This window comes from Kitasatospora sp. NPDC127116 (assembly GCF_042677365.1).
Taxonomy (GTDB): Bacteria; Actinomycetota; Actinomycetes; order Streptomycetales; family Streptomycetaceae; genus Kitasatospora; species Kitasatospora lactacystinica.
The window spans coordinates 1-25,591 of record NZ_JBHXTL010000135.1 but is presented as its reverse complement, the minus strand read 5'-3'; the positions used below and the strand labels follow the sequence as shown (position 1 = coordinate 25,591).

14 protein-coding genes are annotated in these 25,591 nt (G+C 74.4%); 2 read left to right on the top strand and 12 right to left on the bottom strand.

Going from position 1 to position 25,591, the window contains the following annotated elements:
- Window positions 1-400 precede the first annotated feature (400 nt).
- Window positions 401-1,666, top strand: a complete 1,266-nt coding sequence (locus ACFVHV_RS36135; protein WP_380357148.1) for an ATP-binding protein — start codon at window positions 401-403, stop codon at window positions 1,664-1,666.
- A 147-nt stretch (window positions 1,667-1,813) separates the two neighbouring features.
- Here ACFVHV_RS36135 and ACFVHV_RS36130 read toward each other — a convergent pair whose 3' ends face one another.
- The 11 genes from ACFVHV_RS36130 to ACFVHV_RS36080 all read right to left on the bottom strand — a co-directional run bounded on the left by ACFVHV_RS36130 (window position 1,814) and on the right by ACFVHV_RS36080 (window position 20,570).
- The gene (locus ACFVHV_RS36130) at window positions 1,814-3,847 is read right to left on the bottom strand and encodes a hypothetical protein (protein WP_380357145.1); all 2,034 of its coding nucleotides are present in this window, start codon (window positions 3,845-3,847) and stop codon (window positions 1,814-1,816) included.
- The gene (locus ACFVHV_RS36125) at window positions 3,844-4,986 is read right to left on the bottom strand and encodes a VWA domain-containing protein (protein ID WP_380357142.1); all 1,143 of its coding nucleotides are present in this window, start codon (window positions 4,984-4,986) and stop codon (window positions 3,844-3,846) included. The genes ACFVHV_RS36130 and ACFVHV_RS36125 overlap by 4 nt, the downstream gene beginning before the upstream one ends.
- Entirely contained in the window at window positions 4,983-7,265 is a 2,283-nt protein-coding gene (locus ACFVHV_RS36120; protein ID WP_359899669.1) for a DUF5682 family protein, read from the bottom strand. Before ACFVHV_RS36120 ends, ACFVHV_RS36125 begins: the two co-directional genes overlap by 4 nt.
- Entirely contained in the window at window positions 7,265-8,347 is a 1,083-nt protein-coding gene (locus ACFVHV_RS36115; RefSeq protein ID WP_359899667.1) for an AAA family ATPase, read from the bottom strand. Before ACFVHV_RS36115 ends, ACFVHV_RS36120 begins: the two co-directional genes overlap by 1 nt.
- A 50-nt stretch (window positions 8,348-8,397) precedes the next feature.
- Window positions 8,398-12,087: a WGR and DUF4132 domain-containing protein gene (locus ACFVHV_RS36110; RefSeq protein ID WP_380357139.1), complete on the bottom strand. Its 3,690-nt coding sequence runs from the start codon at window positions 12,085-12,087 to the stop codon at window positions 8,398-8,400.
- A gap of 159 nt (window positions 12,088-12,246) precedes the next feature.
- A complete protein-coding gene (locus ACFVHV_RS36105; RefSeq protein ID WP_380357136.1) occupies window positions 12,247-12,885 on the bottom strand; it encodes a helix-turn-helix domain-containing protein in 639 nt (212 codons plus the stop codon).
- On the bottom strand, window positions 12,882-14,381 hold the full coding sequence (locus tag ACFVHV_RS36100) for an MFS transporter (RefSeq protein WP_380357134.1): 1,500 nt from the start codon (window positions 14,379-14,381) through the stop codon (window positions 12,882-12,884). The genes ACFVHV_RS36105 and ACFVHV_RS36100 overlap by 4 nt, the downstream gene beginning before the upstream one ends.
- Before the next feature lie 581 nt (window positions 14,382-14,962).
- Window positions 14,963-15,553 (bottom strand): hypothetical protein, encoded by a 591-nt coding sequence (locus ACFVHV_RS36095; RefSeq protein WP_380357131.1) that lies wholly within the window; start codon window positions 15,551-15,553, stop codon window positions 14,963-14,965.
- A gap of 16 nt (window positions 15,554-15,569) precedes the next feature.
- Entirely contained in the window at window positions 15,570-16,541 is a 972-nt protein-coding gene (locus ACFVHV_RS36090; RefSeq protein ID WP_380357128.1) for an aldo/keto reductase, read from the bottom strand.
- A gap of 898 nt (window positions 16,542-17,439) precedes the next feature.
- Window positions 17,440-18,588 carry an NAD(P)/FAD-dependent oxidoreductase gene (locus ACFVHV_RS36085; protein ID WP_380357125.1) on the bottom strand — a complete coding sequence of 383 codons (1,149 nt, stop codon included), beginning with the start codon at window positions 18,586-18,588 and terminating at the stop codon, window positions 17,440-17,442.
- Window positions 18,585-20,570, bottom strand: coding sequence for a LodA/GoxA family CTQ-dependent oxidase (locus ACFVHV_RS36080; RefSeq protein WP_380357123.1), 1,986 nt, complete (start codon window positions 20,568-20,570; stop codon window positions 18,585-18,587). Before ACFVHV_RS36080 ends, ACFVHV_RS36085 begins: the two co-directional genes overlap by 4 nt.
- A gap of 474 nt (window positions 20,571-21,044) precedes the next feature.
- Between ACFVHV_RS36080 and ACFVHV_RS36075 the strand changes: the two genes are divergently transcribed.
- Complete coding sequence (locus ACFVHV_RS36075; protein WP_380357120.1) at window positions 21,045-21,278, top strand: hypothetical protein; 234 nt, start codon at window positions 21,045-21,047, stop codon at window positions 21,276-21,278.
- A gap of 386 nt (window positions 21,279-21,664) precedes the next feature.
- Here the strand turns inward: ACFVHV_RS36075 and ACFVHV_RS36070 are convergent, their stop codons facing one another.
- Window positions 21,665-25,309: a DUF4132 domain-containing protein gene (locus ACFVHV_RS36070; protein ID WP_380357118.1), complete on the bottom strand. Its 3,645-nt coding sequence runs from the start codon at window positions 25,307-25,309 to the stop codon at window positions 21,665-21,667.
- Window positions 25,310-25,591 lie beyond the last annotated feature (282 nt).

Here is a 25,591-nt window from a genome sequence, read left to right as displayed (position 1 = left end):
GACGCCCTGGACGGCTCCTTCGCCCGCGGCGGCGGCGCGACCGGCCTCGACGACCGCGGGTTCGAGCTGGGGCTCGGCCTGCTGCTCGACGGCGTCGAGCGCCGGACGGCGTAGGACCGGGAGGGGGCCGGGAGGGGGTCGGGTCGGGCGTCGCGTGGCGCCGGGGAGCGGCGGATCCTGAGCGTCCCCGGGCCCGAGCGCCGGGGTGCGAGTACCGACGGGCCGCGGCCCGGCGCGGGCGGGCCCGAGTGCCGACGGCCCGCGGAGCCCCGGCGCGCAACCCGCTGCCGCGTACGGTTCGTCCACGCCGCGTTGTCCCGAGCGGCGCACGACGGGCCGGGCCCGGCGCGCCTACGTTCTCCGCAACCCGCACGACCGGAGACCCGAGGGAGCGACGCACGTGAACTGGCTGATCCACGACTACCGGGAGGACGACCTGGCTGCCGTCGTCCACCTGATCGACAGCACCGCCGGGCTCGGGCAGGAGTCCGTGTTCTCGCTCGCCGAGTGCATCGCCGCGCTGACCGCGCGCCAGCCCGCCGTCGTCGCGGTGCACGACGGTACGCCGATCGGTGCCGCGCTCGCGCAGGTGGCGGGGGAGCGGGCGTGGGTGATGCGAGTGGCGATCGCCCCGGCGTGGCGCGGACGGGGCCTGGCCAGCGCGCTCCTGCGGGAACTGGAGCGACGGCTGGTCGAGGCACGTGTGCGGCGGATCGCCTATGTGCTGCCGGAGGAGGAACTGCTCGGTGAGGGACTGCACAACGCCGGCTACGAACGGCGGCCCGCCGCCGCGTACTTCGAGAAGGCCGAGCCCGCCGCGGGCTCCGCGGCCGGCACGCTGGACGAGCTCGGCGGGCGGGTGCTGAGCGGCGACCTGTGGGACCGGGTGGCCGGAATGGCCGCCGAGAAGGAGCTGATCGAGCGCAGGGTCGTGCTGCCGCTCGCGGAGCCCGAGCGGGCGGCCCGGCACGGGGTCCGGCCGCCACGCGCGATCACCCTGTTCGGGCCGCCGGGCACCGGCAAGACGACCTTCGCCCGGGCCATCGCCTCCCGCCTGGGCTGGCCGTTCGTCGAACTGCTGCCATCCCGGCTCGCCGACGAGGGCAACCTCGCCGCCGCGCTGCGCAGCGCCTTCGCCCGGATCGGCGAGTTGGAGCGGGCGCTGGTCTTCATCGACGAGGTGGAGGAGATCGCCCCCGTACGCGGCGAGGCCGGCCGGACGGGGACGATGCACGGCGTGACCAACGAACTGCTCAAGCTGATCCCGGGCTTCCGCGAGCGTGACGGCCGACTGCTGGTCTGCGCGACCAACTCCGTCCGCTCGCTCGACCCGGCGTTCCTGCGCACCGGCCGGTTCGACTACGTCATCCCGATCGGCACCCCCGACCCGGACGCCCGCGCCGCGATCTGGTCGCGCTACGCGCTCGGCACCGACCGCCTCGACGTGGACGTTCCCGCGCTGGTGGCCGCGAGCGAGCACTTCTCCCCCGCCGACATCGAGCACGCCGCGCGCCTGGCGGCGCAGACCGCGTTCGAGCGCGACGACGCCGTACCGGGGGCGACCACCGCGGACCACCTCGCCGCGATCGGCGCGAGCCGCCCGACGGTGACGGCCGCCATGGTCGAGGCCTTCCACACCGACATCGGCACCCACGCCAGGCTCTGACCCCGGGCCCGCACAGCGCACAGGCCTTCGGTGGCCGGCCTTCTCCGCTCATGGGAGCGGCTGGACGATTCGACTCGCAGGCTGTGGAGGGCCCGGGGGTAGTGCGAAGTCCGGCGCGGACCTCGGGGGCGTCCTCGGCGAAGGTGCTCAGGGGCGGCCGGCGGTCTCCCGGTGTGCCTCGACGGTGACGGCGAGCCGGACGGCCGCGTCCGACCAGGTACGGGCGGCGGCGTCCGGGTCGCCCGCGCGTACGGCGTGGGCGAGGGCGCGCAGGAGCTCGGCGGTGGTGGCCAGGCCGCCGCGGTCCAGCCGGGCGGCGGTGCGGTCCAGGCGGGTCAGGGTGGGGCCGTCAGGGTGGCGCAGGCCCCGGTGGGCGGTGTCTGCGAGGGTGGCGAGCGCCTCGGCGAGGTCGGCGGCGACGGGGTCGGCCGACGGCGGTGCGGCGGGGCCGAGGGCCGTGGACGCGGTGCCGGGAGCGAGGTCGGGGACGACGACGGTGCCGCCCGCGAGGAGCGCGACGGGCTCCAGGACGGTGCGGCCCGCCGCCCGTCGGAGGGTGGCGCTGACGTGGGTGACGGCGCCGGACCCGAGCGCCGCGGCGAGCGCGTCGAGGGAGCCGGGGCAGGCCGGGTCGTAGGTGGCGGCGAGGGTGGCCGGGTTGCCGGCGGCGTCGCGGACCGCGGCCTCCAGGCGCTGCTCGGCGGCGTCGTACCGGACCCCCTCGACGGCGGAGAGCCGCACCACGTGCAGGGACTCGGCGGCGATGCGGGGCCGGATCAGCCGCGGCGGCCGGCCCTCCAGGGTGCGCAGGTGGGCGTCGAGGTCGGTGAGCAGCAGCGGGGCGGGCAGGTCGGTCCAGGAGCCGCCGACCGGGGTGACGGTGGTGGCGGCGGTCCGACCGCGGCCGAGGCGGAGTTCACGGGCGGCGCTGCGGACGGCGCTTTCGCTGACCACGTTGCCGGCGGCGAGGGCGTCGAGGCGGTGGCCGGCGATCCGGCGGGCGGCCAGCGCGTGCCCGGTCGGCGGACGGCCGTCGGCCGGGACGTCCCAGCCGCGGCGGAGCACCAGGACGGTGCCGGCGGCCGGGTGGGCGAGGTAGACCTCGGCGGACCGGGTCGTCGCGGTGCCGCGGATCCGGCAGCCCAGCGCGGTCAGGCGGATCCGGCGCAGCGGGGTCTCGGCGGTCTCCCGGACACCGAGTACCTCCGACCTGGACGCGCCGGGGCGGGCGGCGGCGCGGTGACGGGCGTGGAGCTCGGCCAGCAGCAGGGCCAGCTCCTCGGGCCGGTGGTCGGCGGACCGGGCGGCGTACGCGTCGAGCTGGCCGATCAGGTCGGCGACCAGGCCGGCCGGCCAGTGCAGGGAACGGTCGGCGAGTTCGTCGCGCACCCGGTGGAGATCGGCGGTGAGGACCGGCCCGGCGTGCACGGCGCCGTCGAGCAGCAGCTCGCGGGCGAGACCGAGGGCGGCGTCCAGGACCGGCGGGATGCCCGCATCGGGCTCGGGACGGCCGCCGAGGGTGACGGCCGGGCGGCCGTCGGCGGCCCGGAACGCCCAGACCGCGAGGGCGATCATCTCGCCGCGGCGGTCCTGCGCGGCGTCGGTCACCGCGAAGCCCAGCTCGCCGGGGACGGGGAACCGGACGGTGCAGGCGGCCAGTTCGGCGACCGGCTGCGGATCGTCCGGGCGCGCGTGGTGCAGCCGCGCGGCATAACCGCGCTCCAGCGTCCGGCGGGCGGCGGCCACGGCGCGGGCGCCGACGGCGGCGGTCAGCGCCTCGTCGTCCAGCGCGCCGGGGGACCACGCGGGGGCGGGCGCGGGGGTGTCGGGCGTGCCGGGGCTGCCGGAAGCGGCGGGGCCGGGGCGAGGACCCGGTGGGGCGGCGTCGGCGTCGTCGGCGGCGGCCTGCTGATGGGCGAGGACCAGGGCGATCCGGTGGCGGCACACGCCCGGGGCTCCGCAGGTGCAGCTGCCGCCGTCCAGCCCGGTGCCGGGCGGCAGGACGACGGAGTTGCCGTCCGGGCAGCTGCCGCGAAGCGTGCCGTTCGGGTCGAGGTCGGGCACCGGCCCGTCGCCCGCGGCGACTTCGCGGGCGGCGCGCTTCACCAGGCCGCGATTGGCGAGTGCGGCGAGCGTGTCGGTGTCCAGGGCGAGCAGATCGGCCCGCGTCGCGGCGGTCATCGGCCGAGCCGCTCGGCGACGAACTCGGCGAGCATCCCCGGCGTCATCGCGCCCACGTGCGCGCCGGCGTCCGCGAGCTGCCCGGCCAGCTCGCGGTCGTACGCGGGGGCGGCCTCCTCGTCCAGCGCGGCGAGTCCGAGCACGGTGGCGCCCTGCCCGGTCAGCGAGCGGACGGTGCGCAGCAGCCGGTACCGGTCGCCGCCCTCGTAGAAGTCGCTGACCACCGCGAGGACGGTGCGCCGCGGGTTCTCCACCAGACCGGCCGCGTAGTCGACGGCCCGGGCGATGTCGGTGCCGCCGCCGAGCTGGACCCGCATCAGCAGCTCCACCGGGTCGGTGACGTCGGAGGTGAGGTCCACCACCTGGGTGTCGAAGGCGACCAGATGGGTCTTCAGGCCGGGAAGGCTCCACAGGCAGGCCGCGGTGACCGCGGAGTGGATCACCGAGCCGACCATGGAACCGGACTGGTCGACGAGCAGGATCAGCTGCCACTGCTCCAGGTGCCGGCGGGTGCGGGAGTGGAAGTGCGGGCGTTCGATCAGGATCCGCCGCTCGGCGGGCCGGTAGCGGCCGAGATTGGCCCGGACGGTGCGGCGGAAGTCGAAGTCGCGGGCGAGCGGGCGGCGGCTCGGGCGGGCGGACCGGGCGCCGGTGAACGCCTGGCGCAGCTCCGGGGTGAGGCGTTCCATCAGCTGCCGGACCACCGCGGCCACGATGCGGCGGGCCTGGCCGAGCAACTGCTCGTTCATCAGGTGCTTGGTGCGGAGCACGGCGCGCAGCAGGGCGGCGCTCGGCTCGACCCGCTCCAGGACGGTCGGGTCGGTGACGATCTCGTCGATGCCGTAGTGCTCGACGGCGTCGCGCTCCAGGCGCTCGATCGTCTCGCGCGGGAAGAGCCGGTGGATGTCGTCCAGCCAGTCGACCGCGGTGACCCGGGACGGTTCCGCGCCGGCGCCGCGGATACCGCGGCGGTCGAGGTCCTCGTCGCGGCCGTACAGCCACTCCAGGGCGGCGTCGCGGGCGGCGCCGTCGGCGCCCGGGCTGCCGGTCCAGGGCTCGGCGGGGGAACCGAGGACCAGGCGCCAGCGCTCCAGGGCGGGGTCGGGTGCCGTTGCGGGGGCCGGCTCGGGCGCGGTCACCGGGCGCTCCGCAGGCCGTGGCGGTCGAGCAGGGCGGTCACGTTCTCCTCCAGGGCGCGGGCGGCGGCCAGGTGCGCGGGGTCGGCGGTGGTGCGGAGCAGGGCGCGGGCGGAGCCGCGCAGGCCGCGACGCTCGATCAGACGGCGGGCGATCCGTTCGCGCTCGCGCGGCGGGAACCAGGCGAAGGCCTGGCGCAGGGCGGGGAGGGCGATGAGGAACTCGGCGTCGGTGAGCTCGGCGAGGACGGAGTCCACGGCGGCCAGCAGGGAGCCGTCGCCCGCGTCGGCGGTGACCTCCTCCCGGGCGAGTGCGAACAGGCCGGCCAGCCAGTCGCCGAGCGCGCCGGGGTCGCCCGCGGCGTGCAGGGCGGCGGAGGCGAGGTCGGGATCGGCCGTGGGGGTGAGGGCGAGGTGGAGGCCGTGGGCGCCGCCGCGCAGGTCGGCGGGGGCGTGCGGGTCGCGGGCGATGCGGAGGGCGAGGGCGGCGGCGTCCTCGGGGGTGACCGTGAGCAGGTCGGGGGCGTGGCACAGCGCGTCGCGGACGGCGGCGAGGGCGGCGAGGCGCGCCGGGTCGGTGCCGGAGCGGCCGTGCGCGCCCTCGACCAGCCACAGGACGCGGGTGACGGCGCCGTCGACGACGGCGGCCAGCAGCGGGCTGCGGGCGGTGCCGTACACCCGGTCGTGCCGCCACAGGCCGAGCGCGGTGGCGAGGACGGAGCCGAGGGCACCCGGGTCGGGGTGGCGGGCGAGGACGGCGGTGAGCGCGGTCAGCAGGCGGTCGGTGAGGGCGGTGGCGCCGCACAGCACGGTGTCGAGGAGCAGGGCGGCGAGTTCGGTGTCCGTGGGCCCGGTGGTGCGGGCCCGTTCGGCGAGGACGGTGGCGGCGGCCTCGTCGAGGGTGGCGCCGTACGCGCCCGCCTCGATCAGGGCGGCGTCGCGGCCGGTGTCCGGTCCGGCTTCCCAGCGTTCGGTGGTGACCGGGTCGGCGCCGTGGGCGGGGCCGGCGGTGCGGTGGCGGCCGGGCACGCCGAGGACGCGCAGCCGGTGCAGGGTCCGGCTGGCCGTCAGACCGTCCTCGGTGGTGAGCTCGCAGGTCAGCGGGCGGGTGCCGGTGGCCCCGATCGCGGCGAGCCGGGCGGCGGCGTCGTGGACCAGCGGCGGGGCCGGGGTGTCCGGGTGCAGCCGCCCGGTGCGGGAGCCGCTGCACGCGGCGACCATCTCGACCACCACCGGGTGGCTGCCGGGCGCCAGCGGGGTGCGCTCCGACCAGGGCAGCGGCCGGGTCAGGTCGTCCTTGACCAGCGCGCCGGCCAGGCCGTCGAGCACGTCGGTACGGGCCGGCACCGGGTGGCCGCGCAGCGCGGCCAGGCCGCCGGTGAGCGCGGCGGCGGCGACCAGGTCGGCCGTGGAGACGGGGTGGCGGCGCCCGCGCAGCCGCGACACCACGGACTGCCGCAGATGGTCGGCGGCGGCCTCGGGGCCGTCCTCCCACAGCCGCTGGTAGTAGGCGGGCGAGGGCATGCCCGACTGGTAGCCGGCGAAGGCGTCCAGCTGCCGGAACGAGTAGGGCACCAGGTAACTGCCGGACACCGCGCCGGGGCGCGGCGCCGGCAGCGCGGGCCGGCCGGGCACCTCCGCGGGCCGCTCGGCGAGGGTGCGGAGCGCGGGGGTGTGGAAGCCGCCGGTGACCACCAGCACGGTCGCTGGTCCCGCCTCGGCCAGGACGGCGCGGATCCAGGCCGCCATGTACGCCTCGCGGGCCCGGTCGCCCTCGTCCGCCTCGGCGTCCCCGCGGACCAGGTCGAAGTAGGCGTCCAGTCGCCCGGCGAGCCCGTCCGCCGGCGCCACCTCGAACAGGCCGTCCCACAGCGCGTCCACCGAGCCGGTGCCGAAGCGCGAGCACAGCCGGGCGGTGGCCTCGGCGTACCGGGCCTCCGCGTCGGCGTACCGGTTGGCGCGCAGCTCGAACGCCGGGTGCCAGGACGGCAGGTCGACGAAGAGCACCTCCGCGCCGGCTGCCCGGCCCTCCCGCAGCGCCACCCACTCGGGCGAGTAGTCGCACAGCGGCGTCCAGGTGGTGGCGGTGCGCTCGGCGTCGCGGTAGTGGCTGAACACGGCGATCGGCAGGTCGTGGCCGAGGGCCAGCTCGTCCAGGCGGCCGTTGAGGTCGGCCGGCCCCTCGACGAGCACGTACGCGGGCCGCAGCCGTCGGACGGTGTCCGCCACCAGACGGGCGCAGGCGGGGGAGTGGTGGCGGACCCCGAGGAAGACCGCGGGCATCAGCCGGCCAGCAGGTGGCGGGCTTCGTGCACGGCGTGCCAGTGCGGGCCGCGCCGCCGCGGGACCCGCTGCTCCAGGTAGCGGCGCAGCCGGGCCAGGTCCTCCGGACTGTCCTTGGCGGCGGTGCCGGCCAGGCTGGCGACCAGGTCGGCCGCGTTGCCGGCCTCGCCGCGCAGGTACCAGCCGCGCAGCCCGACCGCGTGGGCGACCGAGACCGCCTCCGCGGTGCTCATCACCGCGGACAGGCGGTCACCGCCCTCACCGGCCCGCAGCTCGCGGAACGTGGTGACGAGGACCTCCAGCAGGTCCCGGTCGGGCGCGGCGGCCACCCCGGAGCGGCGCAGCAGGTGCGCGGACTCGGCCTCCACCAGGGCGAGTTCGGTGTCCAGGTCGGGGATCGGGAAGACCGTCTCGAAGTTGAACCGGCGCTTGAGCGCCGCGCTCATCTCGTTCACCCCGCGGTCGCGGGTGTTGGCGGTGGCGATCACGTTGAAGCCCTGCTTGGCGAAGACCATCCCCTCCGGCCCGTCCAGTTCGGGGATCGCCACCACGCGCTCGGAGAGCAGGGACAGCAGTGAGTCCTGCACCTCCAGCGGGCAGCGGGTGATCTCCTCGAACCGGACCAGCCGGCCGTCGGCCATGCCGCGCAGCATCGGCGCGGGCACCAGCGAGCGGGTGGAGGGGCCCTCGGAGACCAGCAGGGCGTAGTTCCACGAGTACTTGATCTGGTCCTCGGTGGTCGCCGCGCCGCCCTGTACGGTCAGCCGGGAGGTACCGCTGACCGCCGCCGCGATCAGCTCCGACAGCAGCGACTTGGCGGTGCCCGGCTCACCGACCAGCAGCAGGCCGCGGTTGGTGGCCAGGGTCACCAGGGCGCGCTCGACCAGCGCCGGATCGCCGACGAACTTGCGGGCGATGCCGGCCGCCTCGTCGCCGACGATGAACCGGCGGGCGGCGCGCAGGCTCAGCTCCCAGCCCGGCGGGCGCGGGTCGCGGTCCTCGGCGCGCAGCGCCGCCAGCTCCTCGGCGTACCGGATCTCGGCGGGCGGCCGCTGGAGCTGCTCCTCGGCGGTGGTGGTCATGGCGGCCCTCCCGGGGTGGTTCGCGTGGCTGTCGGCGAGGTGGTGCGCCGTCACGGCGTGGTCGGCTCGGTCAGCTCGGTCAGGTCGGCGATCACCTCGGAGGCGATCACCGGGTCGAGCTCGGCGAAGGCCGGCAAGGTGCGGTTGTGGGTCCAGTAGTCGCCCGGGCGGGTGTCGAGCCACACCCTCTCCACCTGCTGCTCGGGATACACGTCGTGCATGCCGACCGCGATGCCGTGTTCCGGTGCGAGCACCACGTAGCGGTCGGGCCCGACCCGGCGGGACAGCCAGCGCTCCACGCCGGCGTCCTGGGGCTCGCCGCGCTGCCAGCCGCGCCGTTCCATGCCGACCAGCCGGGTGGTGGGCAGCACCGGACCGTTCTCGAAGCGGGTGAGGCGGTGGCCGGCCCGCTCCTCGTCGGTCAGCGCGTACACCGGGCGGCCGAGCTGACGGAACGGCTGCAGGATCTCGTAGTCGGCGAACAGCTCCGACCACGCCGCGAGCTCCGCACCGAGCAGCAGCGGGTGGGCCAGCCGGACGGTGGCCCCGGCGGGCAGCACGAACACCTCGTCCGCGACGTCCGCCAGGGTGCGGTCCTCGGCGACCCGGAACGCCGTCGTGGCGCCGTCCGCCTCGGCCAGCCACACCAGCCGGCGCACCAGGTGCCACAGCAGCGGATGCCCGACGAACAGCTGGTCGAACTCCTCCGCCGTCCATGAGCGTTGGGTGATCATCGCCTCCTCCAGCCGGCGGATCTGGTCCCCCGCCACCGTGCGGACGTCCTTCTTCAGCGCGGCGAAACGCTTGCGCTCGGCGGGCGCCAGCTCGGCGTCGTCCCTCACCCCGGGGACCGGCAGGTCCTTGCGGCGGGCGCCGTCCGCGTCACGAACGTACGGCTTGAGCTGCTCGTCGAAGCCCACGGTGAACGTCCGGCTGCCGTAGTCGACGACGGTGGTGCCATCGGCGTCCAGCCCGAAGTCCGGCACCAGACGGTCCGACAGCTGCTCCCCGGACAGGCCGAGCCCGGCCGCCACCTCGGCGATCTTCTCCTGCGCCCGCGCCTTGAGCGCCTTGAACTTCACCCGCTGCGCGATGCCGTGCAGGTGGAGGAGGGCGACGTCGGTGCCGATCGCGGCCAGCGCTTCCAGGCCGTCCACCGCGCGGTGGTGCGCCCCCTCGCCCGGCCACGCCCGGAGCACCGGCGTCAGCCGGCGGACCGTCCCGTCGTCACCGAGCCGGCCGAGCGCGTGCAGCGCCCACCCGTCCTCGGACGGCATGCCGGCCATCCGCCACTGCTCGAACACCGCCCAGCCGAAGGCCGTCAGCGACTGCGGCTCGCACACCTCCGCCACCTGGTCGAGGCCCGGGTAGAACGCCCCGGGCTTCGACAGTGCGAGCATGGTGAGCACGTGCCGCACCGTCTCGACGGGCAGCGCGCCCTCGCCGCCGCGCACCAGCAGCTGCGGCAGCATCATCGGCTCGGCCCAGTCGCCGAGCTGGGGCAGCTTCGCCGGCAGCAGGTTCACCAGCGGGTCGGCCGACAGCAGCGCGCCCACCACCTCCTGCGCCTGCGGCCCGTACTCGCCGGCCACCGCGTGCACCGCCGGGGCGCCGTGCGCGGCGGCGATCAGCCGCAGGGCGTGCTCGGCGTTGCGCCGGGCCGCTCCGGCCTTCCCGGCCGCGGCCGGAACCAGCAGCCGGGCCGCGTCCAGGCCGTGCCGGACGAACCAGGAACGGGCGGTGTCCCCGGCCGACTTGAGACGCACCAGCCAGTCCGCCATCGTCTCGGCCACTCGGACGTCCAGGTACGGCAGCAGCAGGGACGCGTGCGCGGCCGGGTTCTGCAGCGCGGCGGCCCGTATCGGCCCGAGCGCGTCCGGCCCGAAGCGGGCGGCGACCCGGCGCAGCGCGCCCGTGGCGTCCCAGATGTACTCCTCGCCCCGCCACTGCGCGATCAGCGGACGGCCCAGCTGCTCGTCGCCGTACGCGAACAGCGCCAGTTCCTCGTGCCGGTTGGAGTAGTGCCGCGCGGCGTCGGACTGCCCGTCCGCGGCCCGCATCGTGCCGGCGATCCGCTGCCAGTCGGCGTCCGACCAGCTCGCGTACCAGGACTCGGAGACCGCCCACGCCTCCCGCTCGCCCGGCAGCCACCGCAGCTGCGTCTCCTGCGGCGCGGTGAGGCCGGTCAGCACGCGGGGCCTGGCCGTGGAGCGCGGCCGGGTCCACGGCGGGCTGGTGAACAGCTCCGGCAGCGAACCGGCCGGGACGTCCGGCACCCGGTCGCCCGGATCGGTGAGCGGCCCGACCAAGGCTGCCTGCTCCGGCGCCAGCTCCGGCAGCAGCTCGACCGCGGTCGCGCGGTGGGCGGCGACGTGGGCGGTGAGGAGCTGACGGGCGAGCCGCTGCGCGGCCGGATCGGTGGACGCCGCCGCGGCCTCCGCGAGGAGGCGCAGGGCACGCCGGGGGAAGCGGCGCATGGCCGCCACCAGGGCTCCACGGGCCGCCTTGCCGTTCTCCTGATGGGCCAGCAGCCCCCGAAAGCCCTGGTCGGAGGGAAGCTCGGCGATCGCGTTCAGCAGCTGCTTCTGCTTGTCGCTGTAGAGGTGGTTGTTGGCCAGGGCGTGCAGCAGCAGCGGTGCGGCGCCGCCCTGGAGACCCTCCGCCACGGTCGCGATGATCTCGGTGGACCAGCCGTCCCAGCCCAGGCTCGGCAGCTGGGGGAGCTTCTCCAGCGGCTCGGCCGAGGAGAGCGAGCACAGCAGCATCGACCACTCGGCCGAGTCCAGCCGCGCGCCCGACGTCACGCACTCCTCGGCCCAGTCGGACTCGGACGGCACCAGGTACGCCGCCGCCACCAGGCGGGACAGGTCGGTCCGGCATCCGGCCAGGGCCTCGACCGCCGTGCGGTGGGTCTCCTCGTCGCACGCCGCCAGCAGCGACCGGACACGATCCGCGGCGGGGCGGTACGCCGCCACCGCCCGGGTGGCCGCGCGCCGGACGCGCGGGTTCACGGCGCGTGAGCCGTTCCAATCGGTCTTGACGGCCACCGCGAACAGCTCGGCGGTGGCCCTGGCCGCGAACGGCAGGCCGAACTCCGCCACCCAGGCGTCGGCGGCCGTCCGGACCTTGTTGTCGGCGGAGACCGCGAACACCGCGGCCAGCACCGCCGCGCCGACCGGGTTCCGGCTGCCGGAGCGGTGGGCGCGGGCGGCCTCCACCAGGTCCGCGTCGCTGAGGTTCGAGGTGAGCGCCTGCTCCAGCCAGTCGTCCATCCGCCGCAGCGAGGCGTGGTACTCGTCCACGGCGTTCTTCGCCGCGGCGGCCGGCGGGCGGGAGACGCCGCCCCGGCGGGGGACCAGGGCCCTCCGCCAGGCGTCCGGCAGGACGAAGGCGTCCTCGTCGACCGGGACGTCCGGGGCGTCCGGGGCGTCCGGCAGCTCGGGGGCGGCGGCCGGCGGGGTCGCCGGGGCCTGCGGGGTCGACGGGGTCGACGCGACGGGCCGGGGGACGGGCGGCGGGACGGGCGCCGCGCCGGCCGTGGTCTCCCGGTAGCCCTTGCGCTCCTTCTCGGCGACCGTCCTGGCGAAGTGCGCCTGCGCGGCCTCCGCGGTCGGGAACTCCTTGCTCTGCTCCCGCCCGGCGGTGCCGGACCGGCCGTAGCGCACGGTCACCGCGGCACCGTCGACCGCGGCCTCCCAGAACTTGTCCGAGCCGCCCTCGACGAACTCCCAGCGCCGCACAGCTCCGCCCCTCTCCTCGACACGTTTGATCAGGGAAGGAACAGTAGCGAGGCCCACCGACAGGCCGACCGCCGGAGTGCTGTCGCGGCGGCCCGGCAGGCCGCCCACGGCGGGGTTCGGAGCGGCGGGGGAGCGGCGGGGTCCGGAGCGGCGGACGGTCTACCGGGCGGGCCGGCTCGCGGCCAGCAGGTCGTGCAGGAGGGGGAGCAGGTCCTCGGAGTCGGCCTCGGCGAGCTCGCCGAACGCGCCGCTCGTGCGGGCCAGGACGATCCCGGCGAAGGCCGCCGCCGCCAGTTCGGCCCGCAGCCGCGGCCGGTCGGCCTGTTCGGCGGTGAAGCGGTCCTGCAGCGGCCGCACCAGCCGCTCGTGGAGGTAGGTGCGCGCTGCCCGCTGCACCTCGGTGTTGTCGCCGGGCAGCACCGCGGCCTGGAAGGTCGGGCCGGGGCCGCGCCGGGAGAAGCGTTCCAGCAGGCCGCGCAGCCGGTCCTCCTCCAGGAGGTCGGCCGGTGCCGTGTCGCCCAGCTCCATCTGGACGGCGGCCAGGTAGAGCTGCGTCTTCCCGCCGAAGTACCGGGCGATCAGCGCCGGGTCGACGCCGGCCCGGTCGCCGATCTCCCGGATGGTGGTGCGTTCGAATCCACGCTCGGCGAAGAGTTCCGTCGCCGCCCGGACCAGGAGGTCCCGGCTGCGGGCGGCGTCGCGGCGCCGGGGTGCTGCGGGCTCCGGTCCGCCGCCGTTCGCGGCGGCGGACCCGCCGGCCTCGGGGGCTGCGCCGGCCTCGGGGGTGGCGTCGGTCACCGCTCTGCCCCGGCCCGCAGGACGGTTGCCTCGCTCCCGCCGACAACCATGTCGTCGATGCTCTCTTCCACGATCAGCCCCTCGTCCACGCGCGCACCCTTCCGGGAGCCGGTCGCGGCACCGAGCCGCGGCAGGACGATCGTAGCCAGGCCGATCACCACCCACACCGCGCAGCCGATCAGCGCCGCGTCCCGGTAGCCGCTGTCGGTGGGCAGCTGCCGTCCCGGCGCGGTGTGCGCCTGGAGCACGGCGCCGCACAGCGCGCTGCCGGTGGAGTAGCCGACGTAGCGCAGCACCTGGTTGAAGCTGACCGAACTGCCGACCTCGTGGGCCGGCACCGCGTTGACGATCAGCCCGGGCATCACGGCGAAGGTGCAGCCGACGCCGAGTCCGGCGATCGCCATCACCACCATGAGCTCCCAGAGGTGGTCGCGGGCGGACAGGAAGAGCAGCACCGAAACCAGGGAGACCGCGCAGCCCAGCGGGAGTACCAGGGCGGAGGAGGTGCGCCGGGCGAGCCCGGGGACCACCTTGCTGGACAGCAGGCTGGCCGCCGAGAACGGCAGCAGGACGAGGCCGGCGACCACGACCGAGGCGCCGAGGCCGTAGCCGGCGGAGGTCGGGGTCTGGACGTAGCGGATCACCAGTGACATCAGCAGGTACATCCCGACGCCGGCGACCAGCCCGGCCACGTCCGCGGTCAGGACGACGGGGTTGCGCAGCGCGCGCAGGTCGACCAGCGGGTGGGCGGTGCGCAGCTCGTGCCACAGCCAGCCGGCCAGCAGCAGGAGGGAGAGGACCGCCACCGTCCGCAGCCGGGCGCTGTCCCAGCCCCAGGACTCGCCCTCGCTGAGCACGAGCAGGAGGCCGACCAGGGCCAGGCCGAGCAGCACCGCGCCGGGTACGTCCAGCGGGCGCCTCTCGCGGTCCGTGGTCGGGGGCAGCACCAGGGCGGCCAGCAGCAGGGCCAGGGCGCTGATCACGGCGCCGAACCAGAAGCCCGCGTGGATGCCGAAGGATTCGGCGATCAGGCCGGTGATCGGGTAGCCGAGGCCGACGCCGGCGACGGTGGTGATGGACAGGAGCGCGACCGCCGAGCGGGAGGCCGCGGGGCCGAGGCTGTCCCGTGCGGTGGCGATGGCCAGCGGGGTGAGTCCGAGCCCGACCCCCTGCAGCGCGCGCCCCGCGACCAGCCAGCCGAAGCCGAGCGGCAGCGCGGCCAGCACGCTGCCGAGCACCACCACGGCGGCGGCGGTGAGGGTGACCGTACGGCGGTGCGGTCCGTCGCCCAGACGGCCGAGCACCGGGGTGGTGACCGCTCCGACCAGCATGGTGATGGTCAGGGACCACTGGGCCTCGGAGAGCGAGACGTGGTCGACGGCCGCGATGGTGGGGATCATCGGCGCGCCGAGACTGCTGATCACCGCCACCACCGCACTGAGGAACACCAGGACGGGCACCAGGGCCCGTTCACGGCGCGTCGACAGGGTCTCCATCGGGGTGTCCTTTTCGTCGGAGATCGAGTGGTCGGACCGGGGGCTGGAAGTCCCCGGAATCCAGCCGTGTCGATGGGAGGTGCCACCCGTTATCATCATATGATGTCATCACATGATGACATACTCCGGCCGTCGAACCCCGGGCGGAGCGGCAGCGGACGGCGCGGACGGCGCGGACACAGCGGTGGCGCGGCGGTGGTGCGGATCGGCGCACGTCACCGGTGGTCCTGATCGGCGCCGGCCCGAAAGGCGGAGGAGGACTGCTGCCCGGCCGGAAGGCACGCGTGTGACGATTCCGCCCGCTGACCGACGATCTCCGCGAAGGTCATCCGCCCATGACCAGCGTGAGTCCACCGACATCGGGGCGCGCCGGGCCCGCGACCTGCGGCTTTCTGTTGCGCGCGGCTCAGTGGGTTCGTGTGCCGCCCAGTGTGATGGTGTGTGGCACGCGACCGCCGCGGCAACGGGGTCCGCCCCGGCGGTACTCACCCAGGGGTGGACCGGCGGCCCCGCCCCGGTCACCTCCGCGAGCGTGACCGGGGCGGAGTCCCGCCGGCGGCGGGGGGTGAGCCTGCCGTTCCTCAGGACACGCTGAACCTCAGAAGGAGGCGGGGGCACGGCGCCGCGACCTCGTCCTCAGGAGGAGGGCCCCATGCCGCGAGTGCGGCGGAAACCCCCTGCGGGCCGGATTCCAGATAGCAGATCATGTTCACCGGGTACCGGCTGTTGTCGAACATGTAGCGGTCCATCGGCGTCGGCTCCTCGCTTATTCGCAGCCCGCGCTCTTCGGGTGGGCCGATCCGGTGCCAGTCGGGATGCAGATGGATGGAGCCCAGGATCTCGACCCCGTCACGGTCCGCCTGCCGGTGAATACGAAGCAGATCCTGCGAGCTGCACCAGAATCCCCGGCGGGGGTTTCGGTAGGCGCTTCCGAAGCACGGCTCTATGGAGCGCGAGAACTCTTCGAGCGCCATCGGGTCGGTGGCACGGACGTTGGTCGCGAACTGGACCGAGGTGATGGCCGCGACACCGTCGTCGACGGTGCCGAGCAGGAGGGCGAAACAGGAGGGTGGTTCCTGCGGGGTACAGGCCTCGTATTCATCGCGCGCTACTGAGATGAACGACTTGAGGGCGTCGAATCCGATCAGGGAGGTGTGGAGGGTGAGGGTCACGGCGGCTCCTCCTCCTTCAGCCGACGTGCGCATGGTGGTCCGCCGCGGTGGTCCGTGAAGCGAGATCCAGCGAGCGAACCTCGGCCGGGGAGAGTTCCAGGGTCGCCCCCGGGGTCAGTTCGGCGAGCTGCTCGGGCGTCCTGCTGCTGGCGAGCGGAGCGACGACATGGGGCTGCGCCCTCAGCCAGGCCAGGGCCACCGCGGCGGGGGCGGTGCCGTGCTCGGCGGCGATCGTGTCCAGCGTCCGGAGCACCGCGCGGCCGCGGGGCGTTTCGCCGTACGGTTGTGCCGCGTCGCTGCGGACGCTGGGAACGGCGGGTGCGCCTTCGCGGTACTTGCCCGTCAGGAAGCCCTGTGCCAGGGCGAAGTACGGGACGCAGGAGACGCCCTCGCGCTCGCAGACCGGGGCGATCCCACTCTCGAAGGGCTCGCGTTCCATGAGGTTGTAGGGAGGCTGGACCGCCACGTACGAGGCGAGCCCCGAACGCTTCGAGACCTCAAGGGATTCGGCCAGCCTGGGGCCGCTGATGTTCGAGGCGCCGATATGGCGCACCTTTCCTGCCGTGATCAGCGTGTCGAGTGCGGCGAGGGTCTCTTCGAGGGGAGTTTCCGGGTCGTCCGCGTGCGTGTAGTAGAGGTCGATATGATCCGTCCGCAGACGGCGCAGGGATTCCTCCACCGCCTGGTGGACGACCTTCGCCGTGAGCCCGGACAGTCCGTTCAGTCGGCCCACCTTGGTGGCGATGACGAAACGGTCCCGCTGACCGCGCGCGGCCAGCCATTTGCCGAGGATGGACTCGGACTCCCCGCCGGTGTTTCCGGGGGCCCACTGGGAATAGGAGTCGGCGGTGTCGATGAAGTTCCCGCCCGCGGCGGCGTAGGCATCGAGGACGCGGAAGGACGTCCGCTCGTCGACGGTCCATCCGAAGACGCTGCCGCCGAGGCAGAGTGGAAAGACGTCGAGCTCGGAATGTGCGATGGCAACCAATGGACGCTTTCTGGTTCTTACCGGATTCGGTGGCCGGTTCCGGTGCGGAGGGTGGGGAACAGGGGGGGCGCGGCTCGGCGCGACTTCCCACGTCGCTCCCACCTGAGGGGTCGGCTGACGCCCCGCCAGCAAGTTCCGATGAATAGCGTGCACTTGACAGTCAGTCAGTGCGGGAACCGATACTACCTTCGGTCCGACGCCATGCCGAGGCCTCGGCTGGATTCCGTCGTGGTCGGGGTGTGCGCCTGCTCCGTCGTTCTGCGCTCGAACGGCTCGACGGCGAGGCCGCCCCGGTGGTTACCGGGCCGAGGCGGGTCGCGGCCGGGCGCGGCCGGGTCGTGGGTCGCAGGCTGTGGGCGCGGGTGGTCCCTTCGCCCGATCTCCCTTGGCAGGAAGGCGATCCAGCCTCGCGGCATGCGAAGGCCATACGTGCCAGGGCGGTTCCGTGGCGGTGGCCGGGCGCGGGGTCGGACCAGCGCCCGGTGTGGGTGGCGGCGCGCTCGACATGGGTCTCCACCGCCTTCGCGGCGGAGCGGTCGCTTCCGGGACGCCGGTCGTACGAGGCGTTTCCGGCCCCGCGGCAGTGAGCCGAGAGCCGGCGTCCCCGGTGGGCTCGGCCGGCTCGTCGACCGGCGTGAGGCCTCGCCCATCCGTCCTGCCAATCGGCCGCGTTGTCCTGGGCCGGGCGCCCCTGCGGGCGACCGTCATCCGGGACGGCACGTGGGCGGCCACCACGGCCGGCCACAAACGTCGATGCGGTCGGGGCGCCGGTGTACCGGCCCTCCTGGGGGCGAAGGACCGAGATGACGTGCACGTCGTCGGACGGGTCGGCGGGAGGCCGCGCCGGCTCGGCTACCGGAGCCTGACGGACTACTGAGCCGTCGCGAGGACATGCCCTCTACAGTGCGTTGAGCGGCAGTGCTGATCGGCGGCGCTGCCAGAACGGGCGGTCGGACCAGCGGTCTTCGTGGACGTGGATCTCGCGGTGGCCGTACGCGTAGGCCTCGAAGGTCTCGCCGAGCTGTGCGGTGTAGGTGTCGAGCGCGTCGGCTTCACCGCACAACAGGGCCTCGACTGCCTGGCCGGCGCGCAGGCCCGAGTAGAGAGCGGTGAGGACGCCCTGCGAGGAGAGCGGGTCGAGCGCGATCGCCGCGTCCCCGGCCGCGATCCAACCTTCGCCCGCCAGCGGTTCCAGCCGCGCGGTGTGCGCGGCGCACCGGCGCGGGGCCGCCCCGGCGAGGGCCTGGCGGCCGCGGGCGCGTTCGGCCGTGTGCCGGGTGGCCGCGAGCCGGTCGAGGAACGTCCGGGTCGCCCGGAGGCCGGGGGGCGAGAGGTCCGTGTCGGTGAAGTAGGTGACCAGGCGGTGGGCGGGGGAGTGCGGCGCGGTGTACCACCATCCGTCAGGGACGGACTCGACCAGCGAGGCCTCCTCGATGTCGGAGGCGTCGTGAGCCAGTCTCAGGTGGACGGCGACCAGCCGGTCGTAGCGGCGGCGGCGGGCCCCGCAGCGGGCGGCGAGCGAGGCTCGGCGGCCGGTGGCGTCGACCAGCCAGCGGCACCGCACGCTGTGCTCCGTGCCGTCGGCCCGGAGCGTCACCTGCCATCCGCTGTCCGGCTGCGGTACGGGGTGGCTCACCGTGGTCCGTTCGGAGACCTTCACCCCGTTGGCCTCGGCGTGGGTACGCAGCAGGCGGTCGAAGACGGGCCGGTCGAGGTGCCAGCCGTGCCCGTACGGGTCGGTGAGGAAGTCCGTGCGGTGCAGGTGGGGTGAGCCCCAGGCGGAGAGGGTGGCGTGGCACTGGCGGTGGTCCGCGTCGAGGGATCGGATGTCGACGCCGAGGTCTTGGAGGATCAACTGGGCGACGGGGACGAGGGATTCGCCGGTCTTCGGGGGGCCGCCGCCGGCGTCGGCGAGCAGCACCGTGCGGCCTGCCCGGGCCAGGGTGAGGGCAGCGGCGGCGCCCGCCGGGCCGCCGCCCGCGACGACGGCGTCGTACCTCGGGTGCTGCCGCGCGCAGTGGTCGTCGGTGGGCGCCGCCGTGGTCATCCGGCGTCCCGGAAGGGGTCGACCTTGGCGATGTAGCCGGCCGAGATCTCCTCGGGCCGGAACCCGGTGGACCGGGCGATCTCGTTGGCGGCCTGCTCGTCGACCGCGGTGCGCTGGGTCTCGGAGAGCTGGGGGTGGCCGGACTCGCGCACGTGGATGTTGACACGGTTCTGGTGGTCGTCGACCTCGGGGAGCGAGGGGTCGGGAGTGGACTCCACCAGGATCGCGGCCGGGAACTTGTCGTCCACCGTGTAGGCGTTGGTCTCGACGACGCCGAACTTGGACCAGCCGGCGACCATGTCCTTCAGGCCCGTCTTCTTGTCCGGGGACAGGAACCGCAGCCACACGGCGCGTCTCTCGAAGGCCTCGGCGCGCCGGTCGTCGGTGACGGTGCCGTTGGGCTTCTGGTTGACCGTGTCGAAGTCGGTCCTCTTCAGCACGTGGTTGGGCACCCGGGCCGGCCAGAAGGACGGCAGGTAGGGGCTGTAGCGGGGGCCGATGTTGGCACGGAGTTCGTAGCCGGAGCGGCAACTGGCGGTGTCGGTCTGCCAGGGGACACCCATCCAGCGGGTGAGGCCGCCGGGACCCTGGCCGTGCAGGGGGCCATGGGCCGACAGGGCGAGCTGCGGTGTGAGGTGGTCGCCGTAGTCGTGTTCGGTCTCGCCGGCCGCGCGGTGGCGGATGCGGAACGGCTCCGTGTACAGGGTGTCGTGGCGGATCGGCCAGGTGACCTCGCAGCCGGGGTGGAAGGCGTCGGCGAGGCAGTAGTCCAGGGCGGCTCGGTCCAGCAGCCCGGGTTGCTGTGCGAGGGGCGCGGCTTCCAGCGACGTGTAGGTGGTGTGCTTGGTCTTGTCGTCGAAGTTCCCCTGAACCCACTGTTCCAGCATCTGTTCCTGGGTCCTGGTCAGGACACCGTACTGGCGCGGGGACTGTGCGGGGACGGCCATCGCGTCTCCGTAGAGCCAGGGCCAGGGCAGCGGGGACAGACCGTCCCGGTCGTAGCTGCGCATCTGGTAGTACACGCGTTGCCGCAGCTCCCGGTACTGCTCCTTCTTGCTGCCGAGGACGGCGAGCAGTCGGGGCGAGGTGAAGTCGTTGGGACCCTGCCAGCCGAACTCCGCGGCGAATCCCTGGTTGACCCACTGGTGACCGGTGAACCGCTGGAGCAGGGGCTTGATGTGTTCGTCGAAGACGACGGTGGAGGGGAGGGGGACGGTCGGGTACCCGCCCTGGGCGAAGAGGTCGTACAGCAGGTCGTAGAGGGTCACGAGGCCCTTGACGTCCGGTGCGTAGTTCGGCGGCCCGACCACCACCCAGGCCGGCGTCACCTCGACCGCCTTGCCGTCGATCGTGACGGTGGCGGTCACCGGTCCGTCGGAGATGTCGTCGTGCCAGCCCTCGTTGTTGCCGAAGGTGGTGAGCTCGGACGGGGGGTCGGTGAAGGAGGCCGAGCTGCCCCTGCCCCCCAGGACGACGAGACGCCCCTTCTCGTCGGTCCTCAGTTCCCCCAGGTAGACGGTCTTGCCGGCGATCTTCCCGGTGTCGAACTTCTGGCCGCTCCGGCCCGTACCCGAGATCGTTCGCGGATCAGGGGTGATCCGCAGTGTGTCCCTGTCCTTGCCCTTGTAGGTGGCATTGCGCCGGCCGTACTGGTCCTTCGCCAGGTTCTGGGCCTCGGGGATGTCCAGCGCGAGCGAGAACTTGTACCAGGCTGCCTTGTGGTTGGCCAGCTGGACCGTCCAGTCGATGCTGGCCTTGTCCTGCCCGTGCAGGATCTCCCTGACGACGTTGCCGTCCTTGTCGTAGCCGTAGGCGCGGAAGCGCGCCGCCTGCCGCTTGATCTTGCCGGTGCCCTCCTTGTAGGAGCCCGGGGTCCTGGGATCCTCGTCCGGCGTTTCCGGCCCGTAGAAGAACTCCTCGCTGTTGCCGACCCGCGCGATACCGATCGCGGGGTGGATCTTCACATAGGCAATCGTGGTCACACTCGGTACCTCTCTGGTGCGCCTGATCGCCGGTTGGAACGCGGAGTGACGGACGCAGGAGCCCGTGCGCGGACCGGACCCAGCAGCGACCGAGCTCGGGGTGGATGGGTACGCCCTCGCCCTCGCCCTCGTCACGGACGGGCGGAACCTTGCCGCAGGGGCGCTCTTCATCCATGGTGCGGGTGGAACCGGTCGAGCGTCCCATGGTGTACGACCGAATGTGCGGCTGTGCGGCTGTGCGGCCGAAGCCGGTCGGCTCCGTCACGGTGGCCCGGTCCCCTCGCCTTCCAGGCCATGGCACCGGGCCCTGCCGGGGTGTGAGGGCGGCGGCGCGGGCGCAGCCTGGAAGTGCGGGACGCCGCGGGTGCGCGCTCGTGCGGTGAGGTGCGGTGCGGTGCGGCGGGGCGCGGTCTTCGGCAGCGGTCTCGGCGTGCGGGTCCGCCCTGCGCCCACACCAGGTGAGGAGCATCCGGCATGACGACGGGCGAGACGCGTGATCGCCGCGAACAGGGGGCCGCCGGGAGTGCGCCGCGGCGGGTCCGGCTGCCGGGCTTCGTCACGGACCAGGACATCGGGCTCGGCGACGCCGTCAAGCGGGTCACCTCGACGCTGGGCATCCGGCCCTGCGGCGGGTGCGAGCGGCGCGCCGCCGCGCTGAACCGCCGGCTGGTCGTGTCCGGCGGGCCGAGCCGACGGCAGCGGAACTGACTTCCGAGGAGCCGGTGATGGAACAGGACCAGGACGTCAGGGGGCCGGTGCAGGCCCGCGCGACGGGAGCGGTGGAGCCACCGGGAGCGGAGCGGCCGGTGCCGGAACCGCCGCCGGACGGAGGGCAGTCAGCACCGGACCCCGGCTACGGCGGAGCCTGGACGGATCCGCCCGGCCACCTCGAACCCGCGTCCGCGCCGGTCGCCCCGGCCTGCGGGTGCGGCGGTCCGGGCGCCGGCGCGGCCGAAGGGCCACAGGCGGAGGCCTTCGGTTCGGCACCGGACCAGCCCGCCTTCGTCTGGCAGGCGGGTGCTGGAGCTCCTCCTCGGTGGTGGTCGTGGTCGCGGCGGCCTTTCCCGGGTGGTCGTCGGTGAGGTGGCGAGGGGTCACAGCGTGGTCAGCTCGGTGAGGTCGGCGATCACCTCGGAGGCGATCACCGGGTCGAGCTCGGCGAAGGTCGGGAAGGTGCGGTTGTGGGTCCAGTAGTCGCCCGGGCGGGTGTCGAGCCACACCGTTTCCACCCGCTGCTCGGGGTAGGAGTCGAACATGCCGACGGCGATGCCGTCCTCCGGGGCGATCACCACATAGAGGTCGGGCCCGACCCGGCGGGACAGCCACTGCTCGACGCCGTTGTCCTGGGGCTCGCCGCGCTGCCAGCCGTGCCGTTCCATGCCGACCAGCCGGGTGGTGGGCAGCATCGGACCGTTCTCGAAGCGGGTCAGGCGGTGGCCGGCCCGCTCCTCGTCGGTCAGCGCGTAGACCGGGCGGCCGAGCTGGGGGAACGGCTGCAGGATCTCGTAGTCGGCGAACAGCTCCGACCAGTCGGCGAGGCCGTCGCCGAGCAGGAGCGGGTGGGCCAGCCGGACGGTGGCCGTGGCCGGCAGCGCGAACGCCTCGTCCCGGACGTCGGCCAGGGTGCGGTCCTCGGCGACGCGGAACGCCGTCACCGTGCCGTCCGTCTCGGACAGCCACACCAGGCGGCGCACCAGGTGCCAGAGCAGCGGATGCCCGACGAAGAGCTGGTCGAACTCCTGCGCCGTCCATGAGCGTCGGGTGACCATCGCGTCCTCCAGGCGGCGGATCTGGTCCCCCGCCACCGTGCGGACGTCCTTCTTCAGCGCGGCGAAGCGCTTGCGCTCGGCGGGCGCCAGCTCGGCGTCGTCCCGCGCCCCCGGGGCGGGCAGGTCCTTGCGGCGGGCGCCGTCCGCGTCACGAACGTACGGCTTGAGCTGCTCGTCGAAGCCGACCGTGAACGTCCGGCTGCCGTAGTCGACGACGGTGGTCCCGTCGGCGTCCAGCCCGAAGTCCGGGACCAGACGGTCCGACAGCTGCTCCCCGGACAGGCCGAGCCCGGCCGCCACCTCGGCGATCTTCTCCTGCGCCCGGGTCTTGAGCGCCTTGAACTTCACCCGCTGCGCGATGCCGTGCAGGTGCAGCAGGGCCACGTCGGTGCCGATGGCGGCCAGCGCCTCCAGGCCGTCCACCGCGCGATGGTGCGCCCCCTCGCCCGGCCAGGCGCGGAGCACCGGCGTCAGCCGGCGGACCGTATCGTCGTCACCGAACCGGCCGAGTACGTGCAGCGCCCAGCCGTCCTGGGCAGGCATGCCGGCCAGCCGCCACTGCTCGAACACCGCCCAGCAGAACTCCGTCAACGACCGCGGCTCGCACAGCAGGGCCACCTCGTCGAGGCCCGGGTAGACCGCCCCGGGCGCGGACAGCGCGAGCATGGTGAGCACGTGCCGCACCGCCTCGGCGGGCAGGGCGCCCTCGCCGCCGCGCAGCAGCAGTTGCGGCAGCATCACCGGCTCCGTCCAGTCGCAGGGCGGGGGCAGCTTCGCCGGGAGCGCGGTCACCAGCGGGTCGGCCGACAGCAGTGCGCCCACGGCCTCCTCCGCCTTCGGCCCGTATTCGCAGGCCACCGCGTGCACCGCCGCCGCGCCGTGCGCCTCGGCGATCACCCGCAGGGCCTGCTCGGCGCCGTGCCGGGCCGCTCCGGCCTTCCCGAGCGCGGCCGGAACCAGCAGCCGGGCCGCGTCCAGGCCGTGCCGGACGAACCAGGAACGCGCTGTGCTCCCGGCCGACTTGAGACGCACCAGCCAGTCCGCCATGGTCTCGGCCACCCGGACGTCCAGGTACGGAAGCAGCAGCGCCGCGTGCGTGGCCGGGTTCCCCGCCGCTGCGGCCCGGATCGGTTCGACGGCGTCCGTCCCGAAGCGGGCGGCGACTCGGCGCAGGGAGTCCCCGGAGTGCCAGATACGCTCACCGGCGCGCCACTGCGCGAGCAGGGGCCGGGCCAACTCCTCGTCGCCGTAAGCGAACAGTGCGAGCTCGGCGTGCTGTCCGCCGCGCAGCCGCGCGTCCTCGGGTTGCCCGATCCTGGCCCGGATCGTGGCCGCGACCCGCTGCCAGTCGTCGTCCGACCAGCTCGTGTACCAGGACTCGGAGGTCGCCGCCCACGCCTCGCGCTCGCCCGGAAGCCACCGCATCTGCGGTTCCTGCGGCGCGCTGAGGACGGTCAGCGTGCGGGGCTTGCCGGCGGAGCGCGGCCGCGTCCACGGCGGGCTGGTGAACAGCTCCGGCAGCGAGTCGGGGCCGACCTCCGGCACCCGCTCGCCAAGGTCGGTGAGCGGCTCGATCAGGGCCGCCTGCTCCGGCGTCAGCTCCGGCAGCAGTTCGAGCGCGGTCGCGCGGTGGACGGCGACGTGGCCGGTGAGGAGCTGCCGGGCGAGCTGCTGCGCGGCCGGGTCGGTAGAGGCGGCCGCGGCCTCGGCGAGCAGGCGCAGGGCACGCCGGGGGAAGCGGCGGAGACCGGCCATGAGGGCGGCGCGGGTGGACTTGATGCCGTCCTGCTGGGCCAGTAGCCCCCGGAAGCCCTCGTCGGAGGGGAGCTCGGCGAGCGCGTCCAGGATCCGCTTCTTGCCGTCCTTGTTGTGGTAGCTGGTGGTCAGGTCGTGCAGCATCACCGGTGCCGCGTCGCCGCCGAGGCCCTCGGCCACGGTCGCGATGATCTCGGTGGACCAACCGTCATAGCTCAGGCTCGGCAGCGGGGGGAGCTTCTCCAGCGGTTCCGCCGAGGAGAGCGAGCACAGCAACATCGACCACTCGACGGCGGCCAGACGGGAGCCCGACGCGACGCACTCCTCGACCCAGGCGGTCTCGGACGGCACCAGGTACGCCGCCACCACCAGGCGGGTCAGGTTGTTCCGGCAGCCCGCCAGGGCCTCGACCGCCGCGCGGTGGGTCTCCTCGTCGCAGTCCGCCAGTAGCGACCGGACCCGGTCCGCGGCGGGACGGTACGCGCCGTGCCTCTGGTTGGCCCCGCGCCGGACGCGGGGGTGGACGGACCTCTGGTGGATCCAGTCGGTTTCGACAGCCGTCGTGAACAGCTCGACGGTGGCCCTGGCCGCGAACGGCAGGCCGAACTCCGCCACCCAGGCGTCCACGGCCACGCGGACCCCGTTGTTGCTGGGATACGAGAACACGGAGGCGAGCACTGCCGCACCGAGCGGATCCCGGCTGCCGGACTGGTGGGCGCGGGCGGCCGCGACCAGCTCCGGGTCACTGCGCTCCGAGGTGAGCGTCTGCTCCAGCCAGTCCCCCATTTGCCGCAGCCCGTCGCGGTACGAGGTCACCGGGCCCTTCCCCGGCGCGGACGGCTTCCGGGGAATGCCGCCCCGGCGGGGGATCAGGGCCCGACGCCAGGCGTCCGGCATGACGAAGACGTCCTCGTCCTGGGGACCGGCGGCCTCGGCTGTGGGCGCGGACACGCCGGGCTGCGCCACGGGCACCGAATCCGCGGCCGTACCCGGCTCCGTACCCGCCCCCGCACCGATCTCGCGGTAGCCCTTGCGCTCCTTCTCGGCGACCACCTTGGCGAAGTGCGCTTCCGCCTCCTCCACGGTCGGGAACGTCTTGACCTGTTCCCGCCCGCCCGTACCGGACCGCCCGTACCGCACGTTCACCGCGACACCGTCGACCGCGGCCTCCCAGAACTTGTCCGAGCCGCCCTCGACGAACTCCCAGCGCCGCACAGCCCCGCCCCTCTCCTCGCACTGATGATCAGGAGACGAACGTTAGTGAGTCCCACTGACAAGTCCCCGGCCGACCACCCCCCCGCACTCACCTCCCGCCGATGTCACCGTGCGCGGGCGCCTCGTGCCTCCGAGCGGCGTACACGCCCTGGAAGTATCGCTGGCGTGTCGGCGGCGGTTGAACCGTGGTTCTGGATCACTTTCCGTGCCAAAGCCACAGAGCATCACCAGAACCGCAATCATGAACAGCCGTGGCTGACGATCTCCTCAAAGACCTCTGGC

Bases quoted from the DNA above. Each gene is read 5' to 3' on its own strand.
- ACFVHV_RS36075 (WP_380357120.1), top strand. From the start codon at position 21,045: ATGACGACGGGCGAGACGCGTGATCGCCGCGAACAGGGGGCCGCCGGG.
- ACFVHV_RS36115 (WP_359899667.1), bottom strand. From the start codon at position 8,347: ATGACCACCACCGCCGAGGAGCAGCTCCAGCGGCCGCCCGCCGAGATC.
- ACFVHV_RS36130 (WP_380357145.1), bottom strand. From the start codon at position 3,847: ATGACCGCCGCGACGCGGGCCGATCTGCTCGCCCTGGACACCGACACG.
- ACFVHV_RS36085 (WP_380357125.1), bottom strand. From the start codon at position 18,588: ATGACCACGGCGGCGCCCACCGACGACCACTGCGCGCGGCAGCACCCG.
- ACFVHV_RS36100 (WP_380357134.1), bottom strand. From the start codon at position 14,381: ATGGAGACCCTGTCGACGCGCCGTGAACGGGCCCTGGTGCCCGTCCTG.
- ACFVHV_RS36120 (WP_359899669.1), bottom strand. From the start codon at position 7,265: ATGCCCGCGGTCTTCCTCGGGGTCCGCCACCACTCCCCCGCCTGCGCC.